Source organism: Sinobaca sp. SA16-1 (assembly GCF_059510515.1).
Window position 1 is genome coordinate 55,649 of sequence record NZ_JCAKFL010000003.1, and the last position, 22,198, is coordinate 77,846.

Sequence of the window (22,198 nt, forward strand, 5' to 3'; positions counted from 1 at the left end):
CTCTTTTACATAGAATGACTCAGGAGGAAACCAGAATGAAGACATTTCGGCTAGTGTCATTTCAATGCCTGGAACAAGAGAACGGACAGATTGTTCATCTTCCAATTCCTTTAAAAGAAGGGTTAATTATCAACCGGGAAGAAAAAGACGGAAGCTGGCTTATTAATGCAGTAGTGGACCGGGACCAGGAGAACTGGTTTATTCATTCCAGAGACCAGGAAAATCCGCTCGTTATGGAAGTTACGATTACCGACCCCCGAAATGAACCGGCAATTATGACAGGCACGGTAATGGATGAATCTGATTTAAGCGAAGGGATCAGCCTGTTAATCAAGGCAAAAATGGCAGGCGGCAAGGAAGATGTGTCGCAGATGATTTTAGAAGACCTGGCAGAAGAAGGCTATACGGGCCCGGAAATGATCGCAGAGTTTCAAGTACGCAAAAAGAATTCCAGCATAAGGTCAGCGAAAATGGCCCAGCGGATTTTCGAATCGTTCCGCAGCAAAAATTAAAGCAGGGCAGCAGGAGCACAAGCTAAAGGAGCCTTTCATGAACATTTTTACATTCCAGGATTATTATAAAAATGAAGTACAGCTGACATTTAACGATCGTGCTTTTATTTCTGAGCCGCGCCATGTACTGGTGATCTGTCGATACAGCGGAAAATGGCTGCTTACGAGGCATTCGCGGCGCGGATTGGAATTTCCGGGCGGGAAAGTGGAAGCTGGAGAACTTCCGGAGCATGCAGCGGTGCGGGAAGTCTGGGAAGAAACGGGAGCCAGGCTTGCTTCCATCGAATGGCTGGGACAGTACAAAGTAACCGGAAAAGCAGAAGTTATCTACAAAAATGTATATTTTGCACGGGTAGAAAAGCTTGTCCAAAAAGAAGATTACATGGAAACGCTTGGACCCGTGCTCTGCACGGATCTCCCGGCAGATTTAAAAAACGACGTATCCTTTAGTTTTCTGATGAGAGATGACGTTATTCCTTACTGCCTGAACGAATTGAAACAAAGAAATTGGACATAAAAAAGCACTGCCGCTGGCCGGCAGTGCTTTTTTTGTTTATTCTGCTGAAGCAAATACACTCGGGCCTGCTGCACGGATATTATCAGACACTGAAGTGAATTTTTTAAAGTTTTCCTGAAACTGCTGAGACAGCTCTTTTGCTTTTTCATCATAAGCTGCTGTATCTTTCCACGTCTGCCTTGGCTGAAGCACCTCATCGGGAACACCGGGGCAGCGAAGTGGGATATGCAGACCGAAAAATGGATCTTTAACCGTTTCACAGCTCTGCAGTTCTCCCTGCAGTGCAGCCTGAACCATAGCTCTTGTGTACGCAAGGTTCATTCTTTCCCCTACGCCGTATGGCCCGCCGGACCACCCGGTATTGACAAGAAATACATTGACCTCATGCTGCTCGATTTTTTCTCCGAGCATTTCCGCATAACGGGATGCTTCCAATGGAAGGAACGGAGAACCGAAGCAGGTGGAGAAAGTAGCTTCCGGAGCCGTAATGCCGCGCTCTGTTCCAGCAAGCTTACTCGTGTAGCCGCTTAGAAAATGGTACATAGCCTGCTCTTTGGAGAGCCTGCTGATAGGTGGCAGCACGCCGAAAGCATCAGCCGTTAAAAACACAATCGTAGACGGATGCCCGGAAACACTTGGCATCATCGTATTTGGGATACTGTCAAGCGGGTAAGCGGCCCGCGTGTTTTCCGTTAAGGATACATTATCGTAGTCGGGAGTCCGGCTGTCTTTGTCTGTTTTAACATTTTCAATCACTGCTCCAAAATTAATGGCATTCCAGATCTGCGGTTCTTTTTTGAAAGATAAGTTAATACATTTGGCATAGCAGCCGCCTTCAATGTTAAATACGCCGTTATCAGACCAGCCGTGCTCATCGTCGCCGATCAGGTAGCGGTTCGGATCCGCAGAAAGAGTGGTTTTTCCAGTACCGGAAAGGCCGAAAAACAAAGCCGTGTCGCCTTCTGTACCAACGTTCGCTGAACAGTGCATGGACAAGACATTCTGCTGGGGAAGAAGGTAGTTCATGACGGAAAAAATCGATTTTTTCATTTCTCCGGCATATTCGGTGCCGCCGATTAGTACAATACGTTCTTCAAATGAAATAATAACAAACGCTTCCGAGGACGTTTTGTCCACAGCCGGATCCGCTTTAAAGTGTGGAGCGGAAATAATCGTAAAGCCGGCTTCATGTGTCTGCAATTCTTCTTCCGACGGGCGGATAAACAACTGCTTGGCAAAAAGATTGTGCCAGGCATCTTCGTTAATCACCCGGATAGGAAGACGATAGGCAGGGTCTGCACCTGCAAAGGCCTGAGTGACGAACAGTTCTTTTTGTTCAGCAAGATGAGCCATTACTTTTTTGTAAAGGTCTGTAAAGACCCGTTTGGATATCGGCTGGTTTACTGGTCCCCAGTCAATATCATTAAGTACGCTCTCTTCCTCAACAATGAACTTGTCTTTTGGAGAACGGCCCGTATATTTACCGGTTTCTACACTAAGGGCTCCACTGGCTGTAAGAATGCCTTCTTTTCTGGCCAACGCTCTTTCTACAAGGTGTGAAACAGGCAGATTCATATGAATGTTGTCACCATGAAGAAGGTGGTGAATTTCATTGGAAAAATTTAAAGTAGTCATGGCGGCAAAATCCTTTCTTTTCTTGAATAGTATCATCTAATTGTTAATTAGTATAACACATTAAAATCATTAGTCTATACTACAAATGGAAATTCCCAAAAAATATATCAGGCTATTCTGTGAATGGAAAAACATTTTTTGTGGATAAGAAAGGGAGATTGCTTTATTTGACAAGAGATTGGAACTAAGGTAACATATTTTCGAACGGATACTCTTATCCCGAGCTGGTGGAGGGACAGGCCCTGCGAAACCCGGCAACCATCCGTAAGTACAAAACGGAAAGGTGCTAACCTGGAGAGACGACTGTCGTCTTGGAAGATAAGAGGCGAAAAAGGAACGGATAGAAACCCCCTTTTCCTCGCCATGGAAAAGGGGGTTTTGTGTTTTCTTTCTCTTCTTCTTCTATATAATAAGGCGGCTTAGGCAGCGTGCATATGAAATATGCAGCAGGCAGAAGTACGGCAAGATAAGTTATAAGCAGGATAAAAAGGAGGATATATTTCATGGAAACAATTGGACGCCGCCTGTTTACATCAGAGTCCGTTACAGAAGGGCATCCTGATAAACTGTGTGACCAAATTTCAGATGCAATACTAGATGAGATATTGTCGCAGGATCCTAATGCGAGAGTAGCTTGTGAAACAGTAGTGAATACAGGCCTTGTGCTTGTTGCTGGAGAAATCAGTACATCTACGTATGTAGATATTCCGAAAATTGTAAGAGAAACATTAAAAGAGGTAGGCTATACGAGAGCGAAGTACGGATTTGACTCCGAAACATGTGCGATTCTTACTTCTATTGATGAACAGTCAGCAGATATCGCTCAGGGAGTCGATGTTGCGTTGGAATCACGTGAAGGTTCCATGACAGAGGATGAACTGGAAGCAATTGGAGCCGGAGACCAGGGTCTTATGTTTGGTTATGCTGATAACGAAACAAAAGAATTAATGCCTCTTCCGATTTCTTTAGCTCATAAATTAGCCAGAAGGCTGACTTACGTAAGAAAAGAAGGAATACTGCCTTATCTTCGTCCTGATGGTAAAACACAGGTAACAATCGAATACGGTGACGACGGCAAACCGCTTCGTGTAGAAACGATTGTTATCTCCGCCCAGCATCAGGAAGATATTACATTGGAACAGATCGACAGCGATCTGAAAGAACACGTTGTTGATGCGGTAGTCCCGGAAACTCTTTTAGATGAAGAAACAAAATACTTTATGAATCCAACCGGACGGTTTGTTATTGGCGGTCCTCAGGGAGATGCCGGCCTGACCGGAAGGAAAATTATTGTTGATACGTATGGAGGATACTCTCGTCACGGCGGCGGGGCTTTCTCAGGAAAAGACCCGACAAAAGTGGACCGTTCTGCATCTTATGCAGCCCGCTATGTTGCGAAAAATATAGTAGCTGCTGAACTGGCAGACCGGTGCGAAGTACAGCTTGCATATGCCATTGGAGTAGCGCGGCCTGTCTCTATTGCCGTTGAAACGTTCGGTACCGGAAAAGTATCAGAGAGCGTATTAGTAGACCTTGTAAAGGCGAATTTTGACCTTCGTCCTGCAGGTATTATTAAAATGCTGGACCTGCGCCGTTCTATTTATAGACAAACGGCTGCATACGGCCACTTCGGACGTACAGACGTTAATCTTCCGTGGGAAAAAACGGACAAAGCTGAACTGTTAAGCCAGCTTGCAAAAGCAAATAAGCAATAAAAAAGGACGGCCCTGCAAAAGGGTCGTCTTCTTTTTTATTCATAATGTGTTTCTTTTAGTACGCCTTCCTTGATAAACTGATTCAACTCCTTCTCCATTAAATCTACGAGTTGCTGCTGGCGTGTGGATTTGAACATGCCGGATGCATCATTCCAATGCTCGAGCCCTTTTTTCGTTTCCCCAAGAAGCAGCAGGTTCCGGCCCTTCTGGTAAAGCAGTTCCCCGAATACATACATCGTTCTTGTTTCGAGACATCGTTTTATACCTTGTTCGCACCACTGCGCCGATTCCTTATACCGTTCTTGTTTCGTGAGCGATATAGCGAGCGTATACGTTAATCTCGTTTCAATAGAGGGATCTTTTCTTTTTTTCATCCCTTTCCATTTAGTAAGCGCCTCTTTACAAAGTGTTTCCGCATCTTCGTAGCGTTTTTCCAGATTGTAAAACACAGCTAAAGAATTGCTTATTTCGGCTTTTCTTTCCGTGAAAGAAGGATTAGGGTCAATCGAGATGGAAAAGAGAAGCTGCTCGAAGGCTTCTTCCGTTCTTCTATAAAGATGGTATAAAAATATCCCTTTATGCCAGGCTATGTACTGTTTATACAGAGGAGGCGTAAATAGAGGGTTGTCTTTTTCATATAAAATCAATGCTTCCATCTGCTTATAATCCTGTGTGAAGCGGCAGTGTTCAAGCTGGTCAAAAACGTCCTGTACATAATCAGGCCGCTCCGAAACAGCCTCTTCAAAGAAATAATACATGTCTGCGCCAAGTTTTTCGGCAATTTGGAACAGCGTATTAGAATACGGAATAATTGATCCGTTTTCAATTTTGCTGATTTGAGCCTGAGTACAGATCCCATCCGCAAGATCAGCCTGGGTCATTTGATGGTACTGGCGCAGCTCCTGAATTTTCTTCCCTACTCTCGAAAAATCCACTAGATTTCCTCCTTTCTATGTATTCCTATAATTATTATAACAAACAGGTACTAAAGGTGGAAGTAAAAAGTCTATATAAAATAGCTATAAATGGCATTTTAAAGAAAAATCAAGTGAATATTAGTTATATTATACTAATTTAAGAGAAGAGAGGTGATTTGAATGAATAAAACAGGGTATGGTATTTTTACTGCAGCTGCGTTAATCGTCCTAATAGGTTATCAGGGAACAGAAGGTCTTTTGGCAGGCATTTCACAAATAATGCCGCTTAACCTTCCCCATAAACATTAATTAACCAGTAATACTAGTACTTTACATAATTTGGATCATTTTCCTCAACGTTTGTCAAAATCCAATTAAGGGTATATTCTTGATATAGTTTGGGTTTATAACTCAAGAAGTATAGAAAGGGATGATGATCGTTGCCGGAAAGAATTCAAATCACCTTTAACGGTGAAAAGAAAACAGTAGAAAATGACCAGAGTGTCCTGCAATATACAATCGGAACACCGTCAGAACTTCCTAATGTATGCTATCATCCAAGCCTTGGTGCTATTGAAACCTGCGATACATGCATGGTGAAAGTGAACGGGGAAATGGTACGAGGGTGCTCCACGCCTTTAAATGATGGAGACGTTGTAGATTCTGTGTCATCAGATGTACAGGAAGCGCAAGTTGTGGCAATGGACCGGATCCTTCATAACCATGAATTGTATTGCACAGTTTGCGACTATAATAATGGCGGCTGTGAAATACATAACACGGTTAAGGAAATGCAGGTCGAGCATCAAAGCGAACCTTTTGAACCAAAACCGTATGAAGAAGATAATACAAACGCGTTTTACCGTTACGATCCGGACCAGTGTATTCTTTGCGGACGCTGCGTAGAAGCCTGTCAGGATATTCAGGTAACGGAAACGCTTTCGATTGATTGGGAGCTTCAAAAGCCCCGTGTTATCTGGGACAATGATGTGCCGATCGATGAATCTTCCTGTGTTTCCTGCGGCCACTGCTCTACAGTATGCCCATGTAACGCTCTTATCGAAAAATCAATGGTAGGGGAAGCCGGCTACATGACTGGAATCGATCAGCAGACGCTTCGTCCGATGATTGAAGTAACCAAGCAGGTCGAAACGGGTTACAGCTCTATCCTTGCGATCTCCGATATGGAAGCAGCAATGCGTGAAAGCCGCATCGAAAAAACAAAAACAGTATGTACATACTGTGGAGTCGGCTGTAGTTTCGATGTATGGACAAAAGGACGGGATATTCTAAAAATCGATCCGCAGATAGAGGCACCGGCAAACGGAATTTCGACCTGTGTGAAGGGTAAGTTCGGCTGGGATTATACAAATAGTGAAGAACGTATAACCAAGCCGCTTATCCGTAAAGGTGACTCCTTTGTAGAATCTACTTGGGATGAAGCTATCGCTCTTATTAAATCAAAATTCACTTCTATTAAAGAAGAGCACGGACCTAATGCGCTCAGCTTTATTAGTTCTTCAAAAACAACGAATGAAGAGTCCTACCTCATGCAAAAGCTTGGCCGAGGCATTATTGGTACGAATAATATCGATAACTGTTCCCGTTACTGCCAGTCTCCCGCTACAATGGGACTTTTCCGCACAGTAGGTTACGGAGGAGACTCCGGCGGCATTGAGGACATTAAAAACTCCGAGCTTGTGATTGGTGTAGGTACGAACACTTCAGAGTCCCACCCGGTTCTTGCAACAAGAGTAAAAAGCTCGCATAAGCTGAGAAACCAGAAGCTGATTGTGGCGGATCTTCGTAAGCACGAAATGGCAGAACGCTCTGATTTGTTTATTCGTCCGAACTCCGGTACAGATCTCATCTGGCTTTCTGCCGCAGCGAAATACATTCTTGATCAAGGCTGGGAAGACAAGAAGTTCCTTGAAGAGAGAGTAAACGGTCTGGATGAATTCAAAGCCAACCTCGATAAGTACACCCTTGACTATGCTGTTGAAAAAACCGGCGTAGCTAAAGAGGATATTATTGAAATTGCCACAAGCATTTATGAAGCGAAAACGACCTGTATTCTTTGGGCTATGGGTGTTACGCAGCATCTAGGAGGAAGCGATACGAGTACCGCGATCTCCAACCTGCTATTGGTTTCAGGAAACTACGGCAAGCCGGGCGCCGGCTCGTATCCTCTTAGAGGCCACAACAACGTACAGGGTGCCAGCGACTTTGGAAGCATGCCGGACAAAATGCCTGGATATGAAGATGTTATGGATGAAAAAGTCCGTGAAAAGTACAAAAATGCCTGGGGTGTAGAACTTCCGGCTGATAAAGGCTTAAATAACCACGAAATGATTGATGCGATCCATGATGGCAAGCTGAAAGCTATGTACTTGAAAGGCGAGGAAATGAGCCTGGTTGATTCGAATATCAATTACGTTCAGGACGCTCTTGCCAAGCTGGATTTCTACGTAGTGCAGGATGTATTCCTCAGCCGTACGGCCCAGTTTGCAGACGTAGTACTTCCGGCAAGTCCAAGTCTTGAAAAAGACGGCACATTTACAAATACGGAGCGCCGTTTCCAAAGACTGTATAAAGCGTTGGAGCCAATGGGTGAATCCAAGCCGGATTGGCAGATTATTATGGAAGTGGCTAACGCAATGGGAGCTGAATGGAATTATTCCCATCCATCTGAGATTATGGATGAAGCCGCAGCGCTTGCAGAAATTTTTGCAGGGGTTTCCTACGACCGCCTGGAAGGCTACAACAGCCTGCAGTGGCCGGTATTTAAAGACGGCACGGATTCTCCTGTACTGTTCCTGGATGAATTTCCATTCCCGGACGGCAAAGCAAGATTGTATCCTGTAGATTGGACCATTCCTGTCCAGTATGATGAGCAGTATGACCTGCATGTGAACAACGGCAGAATGCTTGAGCATTTCCATGAAGGAAATATGACTTACCGGTCTAAAGGTATCAAAGACAAAACACCGAATAACTTTGTTGAGGTTTCTCCTGAACTGGCGATTGAACGAAATGTAAAGGACGGTTCTCTTGTCCGCATCATTTCTCCATATGGAGCCATTAAAGTGAAATGTTTAGTTACAGAAAGAGTAGCCGGTAATGAGCTGTATGTAACAATGAATGACAGTGGAGATGCAGCTATCAACCTGTTGACAAGCAGTTATTCAGATAAAGATACGGACACACCTGCATATAAAGAAGTAAAAGCAAAAATGGAAGTATTGGAAGTAGAAGGCGAAACGCCGCTTCCAAAGCATAACTTCCGCTATGGTAATCCCCAGCCTCAAATTGGGGTGGAAGTGCACCGCAAATGGCAGCGCGATGATTATGAATTCCCAGGTGACACGGTTAAAAAGAACCGTGGTTTAACTAAAAGCCTAGTGAAAAAGGGGGACTCTTAAATGGCAGAGCCGATTACGTCGATTCAAAGGCGCACCCTGAGTAAGGAAGAACAGCAGAAGCAGGATTTGAAAGAAATTGAAGAGGTTCTGTTAGCCAATAAAGAAGGAATCCTGAGCTCTATTGAAATTTTAAATGGCCTTCAGAGCAAAGGCGTTCTTACCATTATCAACGGCCTTCTGAAAGAAGGGGAAGAAGTAATGGATATTCTCGTGAAAACCGTCGATCAGCCGGGAGTAACGAAAAGTATCAGAAACCTTCTTCTCATGGGCGGACTCGCAGGTTCTATCGATATAGAGAAGATCAAGCCGATGCTGGATCGTTTGAACAACGGGTTGGAACGGGTTTCCGACGAGGAAGAAAATCCACAAAAAACAAGTATTTTCTCCCTTCTTAAGCTGTTGAGAGATCCGGAAGTCAACCGCACTATTACCCTGATGGTAAGCTTTCTTCAGGGAATGGGGCAGGATCCTTCTGAGAGTGAAGCAATGCCAAAAGACAAACAGACTCCCGAAACAGACGTATAAAAATAAAAAAGCACTCATCCTCTGGATGGGTGCTTTTTTTCATTTTACAAGCAAAACAAGCGTCAGACCGAAAAGTGTATCAGCTGTTCTGCTTATTTTTTTCTTCTTCCGCGATCCGTTTATAATACTGTCCCTTTTCTACATAACTTTGGCGGATCCGTGCCATATCTTTTCTATCTTCTTCATTCAGCTCGCGGATAACCTTAACTGGACTTCCAAATGCAAGCGAATGAGGGGGAATTTTTTTTCCGGGAGGGACAAGACTACCGGCACCGACAAAGGCGCCTTCGCCAATTTCTGCGCCATCAAGTATGGTGGCCCCCATGCCGATTAAAGCGTTTTTACGTATAATGGCACTGTGCAGCATCACTTTATGGCCCACTGTGACATCATCTTCTAGAATAAGAGGGTTTTTTGGACTCTGGTGCAGCACTGAATGATCCTGAATGTTTACCCGGTTTCCGATAACGGTAGGGGCAACATCTCCCCGGATAACCGTATGAAACCATATGCTTGATTCCTCGCCTATTTTTACATCACCTGTAATAATAGAGTAATCAGCAAGGTAGACACTATCCGCGATATCAGGATATGTTCCGTCGTAAGGATATATTTTCATGAAGTCCTCCTATATGAGTTAATATATTGTACACTTATAGTACTAGTGTATCAAAGTTGAAATAAACAGAGAAGTAAGCAGGAGAGGCGGGTCAGGAACGTAATGAAAACATGGTTAGTCGAAAGGCCGAGGGCGACCGTCGTTATTGTGCATGGCAACGGGGAACACCATGGAAGGTATGAGTGGATGATTGAACAGCTGAACCGCCAGCGGTTTAACGTCGTAAGCGGGGATCTGCCGGGGCATGGAAGAACCCGTGGGAAGAGAGGGCATGTAGACAGCTTTGACCAGTACATAGATGCCGTATTCACCTGGTATACAGAAGCTGCAGGGTATGAACTGCCTGTCTTTTTATTCGGGCACAGTATGGGCGGATTAATTACAATCCGTACATTAATGGAAAGGCGAATGCGGATCCGGGGAGTTGTATTATCCTCACCTTGTTTGAGCCTTTATCAGCGGCCGGGCCGGATGAGAGACTTCAGTACAAAAATGCTGCACCGCCTAAATCCGACATTCAGCTCGAAATCAGGCATTCAGGCAGCGGATGTAACACGAAATGAAGAAGCAAGAGCCTCTTATGAAACAGATGAGTGGAATACCTCCACGGTAACCGTACGCTGGTACCAGGAACTAGTCAAAGCGATGAGGCAAAGCCACGCAGATGCTCTGGAATTTCCGGATGTCTCGCTTCTTGTCATGCAGGCAGGTATGGATTTAATAGTAGATAAACATGCCACCCACCACTGGTTTAACAAACTTGAAATTACAGACCGGTCGCTGCGGGAGTGGAAAGGATTATATCACGAATTATTGAACGAGCCGGAACGTGAAGAAATATTTAGGTTTATGATGTATTTCATTCACATGAGATTATAAGGTACAATGGCACCGTGTTGATATTTTATTACGCAATAGGAGGATTTAATTATAGTGAGCGCCCCGACGACAATGTGGACTTTGATGTACCACATAAAAAAAGAAATAGTTCCGCGTGTCCACAGTATTTTGGACGAATGGCGCGTAAAAGCAGCCGGTATTCCAAATGAAGAGCTCCGCCGGCATGCATTGAACAGCATTAACGAAAATACATTTCACAGCGAAGGAGGAGGCGTCTATGCTCTTTTAACCAGAAAAGAAGCCCGGGACGACCTGCTTCGCTTTATTGTTGCTTATCAGATTATCTGTGACTATCTGGATAGTTTATGCGATGAAACAGATTCGTTTGACAGAAAAGACTTCCGTTCGCTTCATGAAGCACTCCGGCTGGCTCTGGCGCCGGAAGAGAAAACATATCCGTACTATGAGCATCACCCGGAGTCTGAGGATAACGGCTTTCTCCAGGAGCTTGTAGAAGCCTGCCAGAAGCAGGTGGCAGCTTTCCCCGGTTTTTCCCATGCGCGTGCTTCCATGGAAGAGCTTTCCCTGCATTACCGAAACCTGCAGGTGTATAAGCATGTGAAGAAAGAAGACCGGGAAGGGCTGTTAACGGAATGGTTTAAAGAAGAAAAGCAGCGCGTGCCGGACATGTTCTGGTACGAGTTCAGCGCTTCAACGGGCTCCACTCTTGGCATCTATGCGCTGGCATCGTATGCTTCGCGCAGCCATCTGGCAGAGTGGCAGGCAGAAACCATAAAAAACAGCTATTTTCCTTATGTACAGGGAATGCATATCCTTCTGGATTACTTTATTGATCAGGAAGAAGATATCCGGGACGACGAATTGAATTTCTGCACCTACTATCAGGACGAGGAAACGATGGTGCGCCGGATGGAACTGTTCAAGCGGGAAGGCGGGAAGCGGTTAAAACGCCTGCCTGACGCAGCTTTTCACTCGTTATTAAATAAAGGAATTATTGCAATCTATTTAGCAGATGAAAAAGTTCAGATGCGTCCGGAGTTAAAGAAAACTGCGAACCGTTTTATTCGGTTCGGCGGGCTGCCGACTGCCTTTTTCTATTTGAATTCCTGGGTATTCCGTAAAACAACATAACAGAAGAGCCCTGCCATCCGGCAGGGCTCTTCTGTTATGTTGTTATTCGGCTTTGTCGACTACAGTTAATTCGCCGGTTTCAGGAGAAATGACAAGTCCGTGAACCGGAGTGCCCGCGGGAAGAAAAGGATGCTCCCGTATAAGCTTTACGCTTTGGCGCACACTGTCTTCAACGTTTTCAAAGCCTTTCAGCCATTCCCGGACATTGCTTCCGGAGGCTTCTATTTCAGCTATTTTTTCATCGGTTAATCCATTATTATAGGCTTTTTCAAGAATAGGTTCCGGCTTCAGGCCGGCCATGCCGCAGCCATAATGGCCGACAACAGCAACTTCTTCTGCCTGCAGTTCATACAGCGCTACAATAATACTTCTCATAATACTTCCGTAGGAATGGGAAAGAACGGCGCCGGCATTTTTAATGATCTTGGCGTCTCCCTGCTGTAGGTTCATGGCTCTTGGAAGAAGCTCTGATAATCTGGTATCCATGCAGGTTAAAACAACCAGTTTTTTGTCAGGAAACTTAGACGTTTTGTATTCCTCATATTCTTTGTTTTGTACAAATGTCTGGTTAAATTCGATAATCGAGTCAATCGTTGGCATTGTAACGGCCCCTTCCCTGATATATTCGTGCGGCAGCTGCCTCACACTTCCATTATTATATAGTAAGATTTATCTTTTTTCCAAAGCATATACGAGAGGCGGGTTATTTATCTGATTGATAAACTGGTATTTGGCTGCATGAAAGGCGTGCTGATCGATCGCTGACACGTATTTGTCCACTGCAGTCTGCTCGCGTGCACCTTCATCGTGCCCCGGGTAAGCGGTAATAAGGATGACGCATCCTTTAGATAGAACAGGAAGCAGGTGATCCAGCGTCTGAAGCGTGGATGATGTCGTTGTCGTAATACTTTTATCCCCGGAGGGCAGGTAACCTAAATTAAACACTACCGCAGCTGTTTTATGGAGTACTTCTTTCGGCACCCGTTCCACTATATTTTCATGACTGTCATGAATAAGGTGTACATTGGTGAACCCGGCGCTGTCTACACGTTCGGCTGTGGCGTCAATCGCCTGCTTTTGAATATCAAACGCGTATACGACAGCAGCCCGTTCGGCCAGAAACAAGGTGTCGGCGCCTTTGCCGGCCGTGGCGTCAATAGCTGCGGCTCCTTTATGAAGGTATTTTTCCAAAAGAAGCCTGCCAAAGGGAAGAACACCGGGTATTTTCATTGGGAAGCCTCCCGGAAGCCATCGGCAAACTTACCCTGCCAGCTTCCGCGTCGTTTCAATTCATCATCGATGCCATTTAATACGCTCCACTTATTCATGCTCCACATCGGCCCTATCATCAGCTCGGCCGGCCCGTCACCGGTTAGGCGGTGAATCGTAATAGAAGCGGGAAGCCTTTCAATCTGGTCCGCCGTCAGCTGAATATAATCCTCCTGTGACATCAGCTCGACAAGTCCTTTTTCATATTGTTTTACCATCGGGGTTTTCTTTAACAAGTGCAGCAGGTGAATCTTAATGCCCTGAATATCAAGTCTGCTTACTTCCTCTACTGTTTCGAGCATCATCTCAGGCGTTTCCAGAGGAAGGCCGTTGATCACATGGGCGCAGACGTTAATATTGTGTTTTCTGAGCTTTTCTACGCCTTCTTTATAACAGTCGTAGTCATGAGCCCGGTTAATTAACAGGGCGGTTCGTTCATGAACCGTCTGGAGGCCGAGCTCCACCCAGAGATGGGTCCGCTGGTTTAATTCAGCCAAATAGTCAACCACATCGTCGGGCAGGCAGTCCGGTCGTGTTGCAATAGATAGTCCCACAACATCCTCTTGCCTGAGGATACTTTCAAACATTACTTTTAATTCTTCGACCGGAGCATACGTATTGCTGAACGCTTGAAAATAGCCGATATATTTTCCTTTTTTCCATTTTCGGTTCATTCGGTTTTTTACCGTGTGGAACTGGTCAATAATATCTTCTCCGCGGTCTCCGGCAAAATCTCCGGACCCCCGCTGGGAGCAGAACGTACAGCCTCCGGAAGCCACGGCCCCGTCCCGGTTGGGGCAGTCAAATCCCCCATCAAGAGGAACTTTAATAATTTTTTCGCCGAAATGATTTTTCAACTGATGATTCCATGTATAATATCGTTTGTCTCCCCAAAATACCGGAGAGGCTGTATCTGCATTCATGTGTATCTCTCCCTGTATAAGTAATTCTAGTGTATCCTTTATTCTATCACGCTTATTTTTGAAAACCCAGCGGTGGAATGGGAGTATACCTGCTCTGCCTTGACAGGCAAGGGGTTAATCCATAAAATATCATATATTGATTACCATTCTTCAGTGAAGAAAGCGAAAGTACGATATAATGTATTTATACATAGTATCTCTGCGATAGAAAGCATAGGAATAATCGTGATATAGAGAAAGAGGAGGCTGCAAACATGGCATTTCCGCATCAGGAAATTGAACAGAAATGGCAGAAGCACTGGGAAGAAAATAAAACGTTCCGCCTGGAAGATGAACAAAACGGAAATCCGGATTATTATGCACTGGATATGTTTCCCTATCCATCAGGATCAGGGCTTCACGTAGGCCACCCGGAAGGCTATACGGCTACGGATATTTTATCAAGAATGAAACGGATGCAGGGCTACAATGTGCTTCATCCGATCGGCTGGGACGCATTCGGTCTGCCGGCGGAACAATTTGCACTGGATACCGGAAAGCACCCGCGCGATTTTACGAAATCCAATATTGATACGTTTAAACGCCAGATTAAATCTCTGGGGTTTTCTTATGACTGGGACCGTGAGATCAATACAACCGATCCGGAGTATTACAAGTGGACCCAGTGGATCTTCATCCAGCTTTACAAAAAGAACCTGGCATACATGGATGAAATCGCTGTAAACTGGTGCCCGGCGCTCGGAACCGTGCTCGCCAATGAAGAAGTCATTGATGGGAAAAGTGAACGCGGCGGCCATCCGGTGGAACGCCGTCCGATGAAGCAGTGGATGCTTAAAATTACGGAATATGCCGATCGTCTTCTCGAGGATCTTGAAGAACTGGACTGGCCGGAAAGCATTAAAGATATGCAGCGCAATTGGATTGGGCGTTCGGAAGGCGCAGAAGTTACCTTTAACGTGAGAGGATCCGCGAAGTCTTTTACCGTGTTTACAACACGCCCTGATACATTATATGGAGCCACTTACTGCGTGCTTTCTCCTGAACATGAGCTCACGCCGGCTATTACAACGGCCGATCAAAAGCAGGCAGTTGAAACCTACCAGAAAGAAGTAGCAACAAAAAGTGACCTGGAACGTACTGAGCTTCAGAAAGAGAAAAGCGGTGTATTTACCGGTGCCTATGCGATCCATCCGGTTACCGGCGAAGAAGTACCCGTTTGGATTGCGGATTATGTTCTTTCCACATACGGAAGCGGTGCTATTATGGCCGTGCCCGCCCACGATCAGCGTGACTATGAATTTGCGAAAAAATACGATCTGCCGATTATCCAGGTGTTGGAAGGCGGCAGCATCGAAAAGGAAGCCTATACCGGTGACGGAGACCATATTCATTCTGGATTTTTGAACGGACTTAGCACAAAAGAAGCGATTGCAGCAATGATTAAGTGGCTGGAAGAGAAGGGAACCGGAGAAAAGAAAGTGACGTACAGGCTCCGTGACTGGCTGTTCAGCCGCCAGCGCTACTGGGGCGAGCCGATTCCTATCATTCACTGGGAAGATGGCAGCATGAGTGAGCTTCCGGAAGAAGAGCTTCCTCTTGTATTACCGGATATGGATGAGTTTAAGCCGTCAGGTACAGGGGAATCCCCGCTTGCCAACGCAAAAGACTGGCTGGAAGTAACCGATCCGGTAACGGGAATGAAAGGACGCCGTGAAACGAACACGATGCCGCAGTGGGCAGGAAGCTGCTGGTATTACCTTCGTTATATTGATCCGGATAACACGGAAAAGCTGGCAGACGAAGAAAAGCTGAAGCGGTGGATGCCGGTTGATATTTATATCGGAGGCGCCGAGCATGCCGTGCTTCATCTGCTGTACGCTCGCTTCTGGCATAAGGTGCTTTACGATATTGGAGTTGTTTCAACGAAAGAGCCATTCCAGCGCCTGTACAACCAGGGAATGATTCTTGGAGAAAATAATGAAAAAATGAGCAAGTCAAAAGGGAATGTAGTAAATCCCGATACGATTGTAAAAACTCACGGCGCGGACACGCTGCGTCTATATGAAATGTTCATGGGGCCGCTGGACGCCTCCATCGCCTGGTCGGAAAATGGGGTAGAAGGTGCCCGTCGCTTTTTGGATAGAATCTGGCGTCTGCTTATAAAAAATGATAATGAGCTGAGCCCGGCGGTTACAACAAAAGTAACGTCCGGTGATTTTGAGAAAACGTATCATAAAACAGTCGCCAAAGTGACGGAAGAATTTACACACCTTCGCTTTAATACAGGGATCAGTCAGCTGATGATCTTTATTAATGAAGCATATAAGCAGGATGAACTGCCTAAGCCATGGATAGAAGGGTTTACAAAGCTCCTTTCTCCGATTGCTCCCCATCTTGCAGAAGAGCTCTGGGCATATCTGGGCCATGAGGGTACAATCACGTATGAACCGTGGCCGGTTTATGATGAAAAAATGCTGATTGAAGATGAAGTAGAAATTGTCGTGCAGGTAAACGGCAAAGTGAAAGCCAAGCTGCTTATTGCAAGAGAAGCAGATAAAGCAGCAACGGAAGAACTTGCTATGGCCCAGCCGAAAATTAAAGAAGAAATTGAAGGCAAAACGATCCGCAAAGTTATCGTTGTCCCTGGAAAGCTCGTAAATATTGTAGCTAATTGAGGCTGTAGAACTTGTGAAGCCAAAGAAAGTCTATCCTCTTAAAAAAGTGGCTGTTGAAAAATCTGTCACTGTTAGATTCTTTAAGTCGATGATCATTAATAAAGCCGCTGATTTTCCAAAAACATGGAAAGTCAGCGGCTTTTTTTTAGAGTTTTGCTTTTCCTTGTAAAAGATCTTGTCAAAAGTTTTCTTCAAAACGCTGTACTTATCGGCAATAGGACGAAAAAAGGATTTTTGCACCAGGACGGCGAAATTTGTTACAAGGAAAAAGGGGGAGTGGAGCATGGTTTCATTTCTATTAGTATTTCGAAGGATAGTTAAGGCCATTCTTCGAGGGTTGCAAGAGCCGGAATTTCAGGTGCTGCTCTCTCTTACCGGAGGAATGCTGCTCTCCGGAACATTGTTCTACAGTAATGTGGAAGGACTATCATTGCTGGATGCGCTTTATTTCAGCGTGGTTACGCTGGCAACGGTTGGTTATGGTGATTTCTCCCCACAAACGAACTTTGGGAAAATATTTACTATCATTTACATACTGAGCGGTGTTGGGTTGATTTTGGCGTTTGCAACAAAAATTCTTTATTACATGCAGCAGTCAAAACTGAGCGATAAAGCTGCTAAACGAGAAAGACAGCTTAAAAAAAAGGAGGAAGATAATAATTGATTCGTGAAGGGATAGCACAGATGAAAGATTGTCTGTGAAAAGCACTATCCGCGTGACCAGTTTTGAATTATTTTGATAAAGGTGCCGTGTTTTTCAGTTCAGCGGCGGCGGTACCAGCAGAATAGCCGGTGGAAAACGCACAGGTGATATTAAAGCCGCCTGTATAACCATGCACATCCAGAATTTCTCCGCAGAAAAATAATCCTTCTGTCATTTTCGATTCCATCCGTTTCGGGTCAATTTCTTTAATTGAAATGCCTCCTCCGGTAACGAATGCTTCTTCAATCGACAATGTGCCGTCTGCTTCAATACGGAAGTCGGTTAGAAGCTCTGCGAGTCTGCGCAGGGCATCATTGGTAATCGTATTTAACGGTTGATCGGCAGCTATTTCTGCCCTCTTCAGGAAAAACACGAGGGACTTTTCGGGCAGCCATGATTTCAAGGCATTTTTACTGTTTTTTGTGCCGTTTGTTTTTTTAAGAGTAATAAACTGCTGAAAAATAGATTCCGGACTGCTGTCCGGGTAAAGAGCTAGTGATAAAGAAATGGTGTCTGTTTTGTACTTTTTTAAGGCTTTTACAACATATTGGCTGCAGCGCAGGCTGATCGGTCCGGATACGCCAAAATGAGTAAAAATAAAACCGCCGCGGTGGGTTTTTATCTTTTTTCCTTTCGGCTGCATAACAGTTAAGGCTACGTCCTGAAAAGAAGCTCCCTGCAGTACTTTCTGCTGAATAAACGGTTCGCTGGACGTAATCGGAACTTCGGTAGGATAAAGCTCCGTAATCGTATGGCCTGCAGCTTCCGCCCACGGATAGCCGTCTCCGGTGCTGCCGGTCTGCGGAACAGATTTGCCGCCGGTCGCGATAATGACAGATGGTGCATACAGTTTTTCCCCGTCTTCGAGCACGAGCCCTTCTATTTTATTGTTTTCCATAAGAAGAGAAGCCACTTTTGTCTGCTTTCTCGTTTCAACCTGCAGCCTTTCAAGCTCCTGTAAAAGAGTCTGTACGACGGTAACAGCTTTATCGTTTACCGGAAACATCCGTCCCATATCTTCTTCTTTCAATTCAATGCCCAGTCCTTCGAAATAGGCAATAATGTCTTCATTGTTAAAATTGGAAAAAGGGCTGTACATAAATTTCCCATTACCGGGTATATGCTCAATAAGCTGTTTAAGTTCCATCCGGTTCGTAACGTTACAGCGGCCGCCTCCGGAAATCGCGAGCTTACGGCCGAGTTTCTTTCCTTTATCAAGCAGGAGGACGCGTGCCCCGTGCTCCGCGGCTGCAGCGGCCGACATCAAACCGGCAGGCCCGCCTCCTACTACTATCGTATCGTATCGCATAATAATATCCTTTCTCTGTGTAAACATGTAATAATCATTATATATCTGTAAAGTAACCCTATCATAACAAATAATCGTACTGTCTCCCACTTTAGAGACAGCCATAAAAAGGAGCTGGGAAATAATGAAGAAAATGCAGCTGAAAACAAAAACGAGAGACCAGTTTATTGATATTACAAGAGAAGTAGAAAAATATGTCCGCGAAGAAGAAATGGACGAAGGGATAATTACGGTGTACTGTCCGCACACGACGGCCGGTATTACGGTTAATGAAAACGCCGACCCCGACGTGAAGAAAGATATGATTATGAGGCTCGATGAAGTCTATCCGTGGGATCACGAGAAATACCGCCATGCGGAAGGCAATACCGCCTCCCACCTGAAAGCAAGCACAGTAGGCACAGGGCAGACGATCATTGTGGAGAACGGCGCATTAGTGCTCGGCACATGGCAGGGAATCTATTTCTGTGAATTCGACGGTCCCCGAACGAGAAGCTATTATCTGAAAGCTTTGAAAGGATAAGCGGATAAATTATTTGTTCATCTCCAATGATTTACAAGATTCTCAGAGAGAATTATGGTAAAATTCTCAAGGATGAGATTTAGTAACTAATTGGAGATGAATGTATGACCGACTCGAAATTTTTACGTGGTACGATGATTCTAACGATGGCAACGTTCGCCTCAAAGATTCTTGGCATGGTATATGTATTTCCTTTTGTCGCAATGGTGGGCCAGCAGGGACTGGCACTTTACCAGTACGGCTACCAGCCCTATGTTATCCTGCTCAGCATGGCAACGCTCGGCGTGCCTATGGCTGTCTCAAAATTTGTTTCCAAATATAACGCAATGGGAGATTATAAAACGGGTCAGCGCCTGTTAAAAACCGGTATTTTATTTATGAGTATTACCGGCTTCCTGGCATTTCTTGTATTGTTTTCGATGGCTCCTGTTATTTCCGGATGGATTATCAGTGATCCAGGTGATCTGGATGGAAACTCCCTGACAGATGTTACCTTTGTTATCCGCATGGTCAGCGTAGCATTAATTATTATCCCTGCGATGGCAGTTATCCGCGGGTTCTTTCAAGGAAATCAGTCAATGGGCCCGACAGCTGTTTCCCAGGTGCTGGAACAACTCATTCGGATCGTATTTATTCTCAGCATGGCTTATTCTGTTCTTTACATAATGGATGGAGACCTTGGCACGGCAGTAGGATTTGCTACATTCGGTGCTTTTGTCGGCGGCCTCGGCGGCCTGGCAGTCCTGTTGTTTTATTGGAAAAAAAGAAAGTATTTTATTCAGAAGCAGGTACAGGAAAGCACGGTTGACCATAATCTGCCATTAACCAATATGTATAAAGAGCTTATTATGTACGCTCTGCCGTTTTCGTTTGTGGGACTGGCTATTCCGCTTTTCCAGCTGGTGGACTTATTTACATTCAACAACGCCCTTACCGCCTCCGGCTATACGCTTGGGCAGGCGGAAACAATGTACGGCGTGTTCTCCGGTTCGGCACACCGTTTAATTCTGATTCCGGTAGCCATTGCAACAGCAATGAGCATTACGTTAATTCCGGCTATCACCAAGTCTTTTACAAGCCAGAACGATGAAGTGCTTCAAAACCAGATTACCCAGGCTTTTCAAGTAATCATCTTTTTAGCATTACCGGCTTCAGCTGGTTTAATGATATTGTCTTATCCTACATTTGCGCTTTTGTTTGGATTAAATGATATCGAGGTCGGCGGCTATATTCTGCGCTATTATGCACCGGTAGCCATTTTGTTTTCGCTTTTCTCTGTCAGCGCAGCGATGCTTCAGGGCATCAACCAGCAGCGGTTTGCGGTGCTTTCCCTTATAGTGGGGATCATCATAAAGTTGATTCTAACCTATCCGCTTTTAATTGCACTCGGTTCCATGGGAGCTATTATCAGCACGTTTCTTGGCTTTACTGCAGCGATTGTCTTTAATTTAGTGATTATCGCGAAATATGCTGATTTTGATTTTCTTCCATTGATCAAGCGGACCATTTTAATTGTGGCCGTAACGCTTGTAATGAGCCTTGGAGTGATTGTTGTAAAAGAAGGAGCAGAGCAGCTGTTTCCACTCGTTTCCTGGACAAACGCCCTCTTTGTAGAAGTGTTTGCCATGATCACAGGGATTCTTCTTTATTTCATCCTTACGGTAAAAATCGGTTTAGCCGGCCAGATCCTTGGCGACAGGTTCTCTATCTTGAAAAAATAAATAGCTGCCCCTTGAACTTAAGTGGTTCCGTACATGCTATACTCTAAAAAAAGAAAGGCCTTCGAGGTGAATAATCAACGTGCAAAAATATAAAAATTACGACTGGTGGATGATTGGTGCTTCGTTTGCGCTTGCTATTTTCGGGATGGTCATGATCTACAGCGCCAGTTTTCCACTTGCTATTGATTTATATGACAACCCTGCGCACTTTTTTCAAAGACAGCTTGTCTTTTTTATTCTGGGGACAGTGTTTTTTATTTTCTTTATGCACTTTCCTTACAGGCGGTTTCAAGTTTTTATTCCTTTCATGATGCTGGCATCGATCCTATCCCTTCTTCTTGTACTGCTTATCGGCAACGAAGTAAATGGGGCGACAAGCTGGTTTAACGTTGGTCCGTTTACGATTCAGCCTGCTGAATTTGTTAAAATAGCTGTGATTATTTATCTGGCTTATGTATATTCAAAAAAACAAACGTATATTAATCGTTTAGTTACCGGCGTTATGCCGCCGCTTGTGATGATTGTCATCGTTTTTGCTTTAATTGCCCTTCAGCCTGATATAGGAACGGCGGCTTCGATTATAATGACGACAGGAGTTATCGTCTATCTATCCGGAGCAAAAATAACACACATTGCCGGACTCGGAGCAGTCGCAGTGGTAGTTATAGGTATACTGGCCGCGATTGAGCCATACCGGGTCCAGCGACTGACTGCATTCCGCGATCCTTTTGAAGTAGCGGAAGCAGCGAGTGGAAGCGGCTATCAGCTTATACAATCGTACATCGCTTTTGCCCACGGCGGACTGTTTGGAACAGGGCTGGGGCAGAGTGTGCAGAAAATGCATTTTCTGCCGGAGCCTCATACAGACTTTATTCTTGCGGTAGTGGCAGAAGAACTTGGTATTTTTGGTATTGGTTTTATTCTTTTATGTCTTGGAACGATAGCATGGAGAGGTTCATTGATTGGAATCCGCAACCGTAACCAGTTCGGCACGCTGCTGGCATTTGGAATTGTTTTTCAGCTTCTCAGCCAGGCTATCATTAACGCCGGCGCTGCAACAGGGTTAATGCCGATTACCGGTCTTACTTTTCCATTAATGAGCTATGGTGGTTCTTCTCTGCTGGTAACGATGATTCTGCTCGGGATTTTAGCTAACATCTCAAAATACACATCAATGGACCGAAAAAGGTCTGCTCAGGAAACCAACGCTATCTAGAGTCA

20 protein-coding genes and 1 riboswitch are annotated in these 22,198 nt (G+C 44.9%); of the genes, 13 read left to right on the forward strand and 7 right to left on the reverse strand.

The features are described from left to right. The first annotated feature begins 35 nt into the window (after positions 1 to 35). Together AC5W2J_RS08300 and ytkD are read left to right on the forward strand one after the other, a co-directional pair. Complete coding sequence (locus AC5W2J_RS08300) at positions 36 to 512, forward strand: YwpF family protein (RefSeq protein ID WP_496059011.1); 477 nt, start codon at positions 36 to 38, stop codon at positions 510 to 512. A gap of 43 nt (positions 513 to 555) precedes the next feature. Continuing rightward, positions 556 to 1,029 carry an RNA deprotection pyrophosphohydrolase gene (gene ytkD, locus AC5W2J_RS08305; RefSeq protein ID WP_496059644.1) on the forward strand — a complete coding sequence of 158 codons (474 nt, stop codon included), beginning with the start codon at positions 556 to 558 and terminating at the stop codon, positions 1,027 to 1,029. 36 nt (positions 1,030 to 1,065) lie between these two features. On the opposite strand, the gene pckA is transcribed toward ytkD, so the two are convergent. Continuing rightward, positions 1,066 to 2,664, reverse strand: a complete 1,599-nt coding sequence (gene pckA / locus AC5W2J_RS08310; RefSeq protein WP_496059012.1) for a phosphoenolpyruvate carboxykinase (ATP) — start codon at positions 2,662 to 2,664, stop codon at positions 1,066 to 1,068. Between the two features lie 211 nt (positions 2,665 to 2,875). Then, a riboswitch (SAM riboswitch) is annotated at positions 2,876 to 2,989 on the forward strand. A 178-nt stretch (positions 2,990 to 3,167) separates the two neighbouring features. Here pckA and metK point away from each other — a divergent pair. Continuing rightward, positions 3,168 to 4,379 carry a methionine adenosyltransferase gene (gene metK / locus AC5W2J_RS08315; RefSeq protein ID WP_496059013.1) on the forward strand — a complete coding sequence of 404 codons (1,212 nt, stop codon included), beginning with the start codon at positions 3,168 to 3,170 and terminating at the stop codon, positions 4,377 to 4,379. A gap of 35 nt (positions 4,380 to 4,414) precedes the next feature. Here metK and AC5W2J_RS08320 read toward each other — a convergent pair whose 3' ends face one another. Further along, entirely contained in the window at positions 4,415 to 5,314 is a 900-nt protein-coding gene (locus AC5W2J_RS08320) for a helix-turn-helix domain-containing protein (protein ID WP_496059014.1), read from the reverse strand. A 162-nt stretch (positions 5,315 to 5,476) separates the two neighbouring features. Between AC5W2J_RS08320 and AC5W2J_RS08325 the strand changes: the two genes are divergently transcribed. From AC5W2J_RS08325 to AC5W2J_RS08335, 3 genes are all read left to right on the forward strand, one after another. After that, complete coding sequence (locus AC5W2J_RS08325; RefSeq protein WP_496059015.1) at positions 5,477 to 5,605, forward strand: hypothetical protein; 129 nt, start codon at positions 5,477 to 5,479, stop codon at positions 5,603 to 5,605. Between the two features lie 131 nt (positions 5,606 to 5,736). Beyond that, positions 5,737 to 8,718 carry a formate dehydrogenase subunit alpha gene (fdhF, locus tag AC5W2J_RS08330; RefSeq protein WP_496059016.1) on the forward strand — a complete coding sequence of 994 codons (2,982 nt, stop codon included), beginning with the start codon at positions 5,737 to 5,739 and terminating at the stop codon, positions 8,716 to 8,718. Then, complete coding sequence (locus tag AC5W2J_RS08335; protein ID WP_496059017.1) at positions 8,719 to 9,243, forward strand: helical membrane plugin domain-containing protein; 525 nt, start codon at positions 8,719 to 8,721, stop codon at positions 9,241 to 9,243. A gap of 79 nt (positions 9,244 to 9,322) precedes the next feature. Here AC5W2J_RS08335 and AC5W2J_RS08340 read toward each other — a convergent pair whose 3' ends face one another. Next, positions 9,323 to 9,862 (reverse strand): gamma carbonic anhydrase, encoded by a 540-nt coding sequence (locus AC5W2J_RS08340; RefSeq protein WP_496059018.1) that lies wholly within the window; start codon positions 9,860 to 9,862, stop codon positions 9,323 to 9,325. Between the two features lie 102 nt (positions 9,863 to 9,964). On the opposite strand from AC5W2J_RS08340, the gene AC5W2J_RS08345 reads away from it, so the two are divergent. Together AC5W2J_RS08345 and AC5W2J_RS08350 are read left to right on the forward strand one after the other, a co-directional pair. Then, positions 9,965 to 10,741 carry an alpha/beta hydrolase gene (locus tag AC5W2J_RS08345; RefSeq protein WP_496059019.1) on the forward strand — a complete coding sequence of 259 codons (777 nt, stop codon included), beginning with the start codon at positions 9,965 to 9,967 and terminating at the stop codon, positions 10,739 to 10,741. Positions 10,742 to 10,795: 54 nt separating this feature from the next. Further along, the gene (locus AC5W2J_RS08350) at positions 10,796 to 11,854 is read left to right on the forward strand and encodes a tetraprenyl-beta-curcumene synthase family protein (protein ID WP_496059020.1); all 1,059 of its coding nucleotides are present in this window, start codon (positions 10,796 to 10,798) and stop codon (positions 11,852 to 11,854) included. Positions 11,855 to 11,896: 42 nt separating this feature from the next. On the opposite strand, the gene AC5W2J_RS08355 is transcribed toward AC5W2J_RS08350, so the two are convergent. From AC5W2J_RS08355 to mnmL, 3 genes are all read right to left on the reverse strand, one after another. After that, the gene (locus AC5W2J_RS08355; RefSeq protein ID WP_496059021.1) at positions 11,897 to 12,454 is read right to left on the reverse strand and encodes a beta-class carbonic anhydrase; all 558 of its coding nucleotides are present in this window, start codon (positions 12,452 to 12,454) and stop codon (positions 11,897 to 11,899) included. A gap of 69 nt (positions 12,455 to 12,523) precedes the next feature. Continuing rightward, positions 12,524 to 13,084 carry a tRNA 5-(aminomethyl)-2-thiouridylate-methyltransferase MnmM gene (mnmM, locus tag AC5W2J_RS08360; RefSeq protein WP_496059022.1) on the reverse strand — a complete coding sequence of 187 codons (561 nt, stop codon included), beginning with the start codon at positions 13,082 to 13,084 and terminating at the stop codon, positions 12,524 to 12,526. Then, positions 13,081 to 14,046 carry a tRNA modification radical SAM protein MnmL/YtqA gene (mnmL, locus tag AC5W2J_RS08365; protein WP_496059023.1) on the reverse strand — a complete coding sequence of 322 codons (966 nt, stop codon included), beginning with the start codon at positions 14,044 to 14,046 and terminating at the stop codon, positions 13,081 to 13,083. Before mnmL ends, mnmM begins: the two co-directional genes overlap by 4 nt. A gap of 254 nt (positions 14,047 to 14,300) precedes the next feature. Here mnmL and leuS point away from each other — a divergent pair, with 254 nt between their 5' ends. Then, positions 14,301 to 16,721: a leucine--tRNA ligase gene (leuS, locus tag AC5W2J_RS08370; RefSeq protein WP_496059024.1), complete on the forward strand. Its 2,421-nt coding sequence runs from the start codon at positions 14,301 to 14,303 to the stop codon at positions 16,719 to 16,721. 283 nt (positions 16,722 to 17,004) lie between these two features. Then, complete coding sequence (locus tag AC5W2J_RS08375) at positions 17,005 to 17,385, forward strand: potassium channel family protein (RefSeq protein WP_496059025.1); 381 nt, start codon at positions 17,005 to 17,007, stop codon at positions 17,383 to 17,385. A 67-nt stretch (positions 17,386 to 17,452) separates the two neighbouring features. Here AC5W2J_RS08375 and AC5W2J_RS08380 read toward each other — a convergent pair whose 3' ends face one another. Continuing rightward, positions 17,453 to 18,733 carry a BaiN/RdsA family NAD(P)/FAD-dependent oxidoreductase gene (locus tag AC5W2J_RS08380; RefSeq protein ID WP_496059026.1) on the reverse strand — a complete coding sequence of 427 codons (1,281 nt, stop codon included), beginning with the start codon at positions 18,731 to 18,733 and terminating at the stop codon, positions 17,453 to 17,455. Positions 18,734 to 18,854: 121 nt separating this feature from the next. Between AC5W2J_RS08380 and AC5W2J_RS08385 the strand changes: the two genes are divergently transcribed. From AC5W2J_RS08385 to ftsW, 3 genes are all read left to right on the forward strand, one after another. Then, positions 18,855 to 19,256: a secondary thiamine-phosphate synthase enzyme YjbQ gene (locus tag AC5W2J_RS08385; protein ID WP_496059645.1), complete on the forward strand. Its 402-nt coding sequence runs from the start codon at positions 18,855 to 18,857 to the stop codon at positions 19,254 to 19,256. Between the two features lie 104 nt (positions 19,257 to 19,360). Continuing rightward, complete coding sequence (locus tag AC5W2J_RS08390) at positions 19,361 to 20,977, forward strand: putative polysaccharide biosynthesis protein (protein ID WP_496059027.1); 1,617 nt, start codon at positions 19,361 to 19,363, stop codon at positions 20,975 to 20,977. A gap of 79 nt (positions 20,978 to 21,056) precedes the next feature. Continuing rightward, on the forward strand, positions 21,057 to 22,193 hold the full coding sequence (ftsW, locus tag AC5W2J_RS08395; RefSeq protein WP_496059028.1) for a putative lipid II flippase FtsW: 1,137 nt from the start codon (positions 21,057 to 21,059) through the stop codon (positions 22,191 to 22,193). Positions 22,194 to 22,198: the final 5 nt, after the last annotated feature.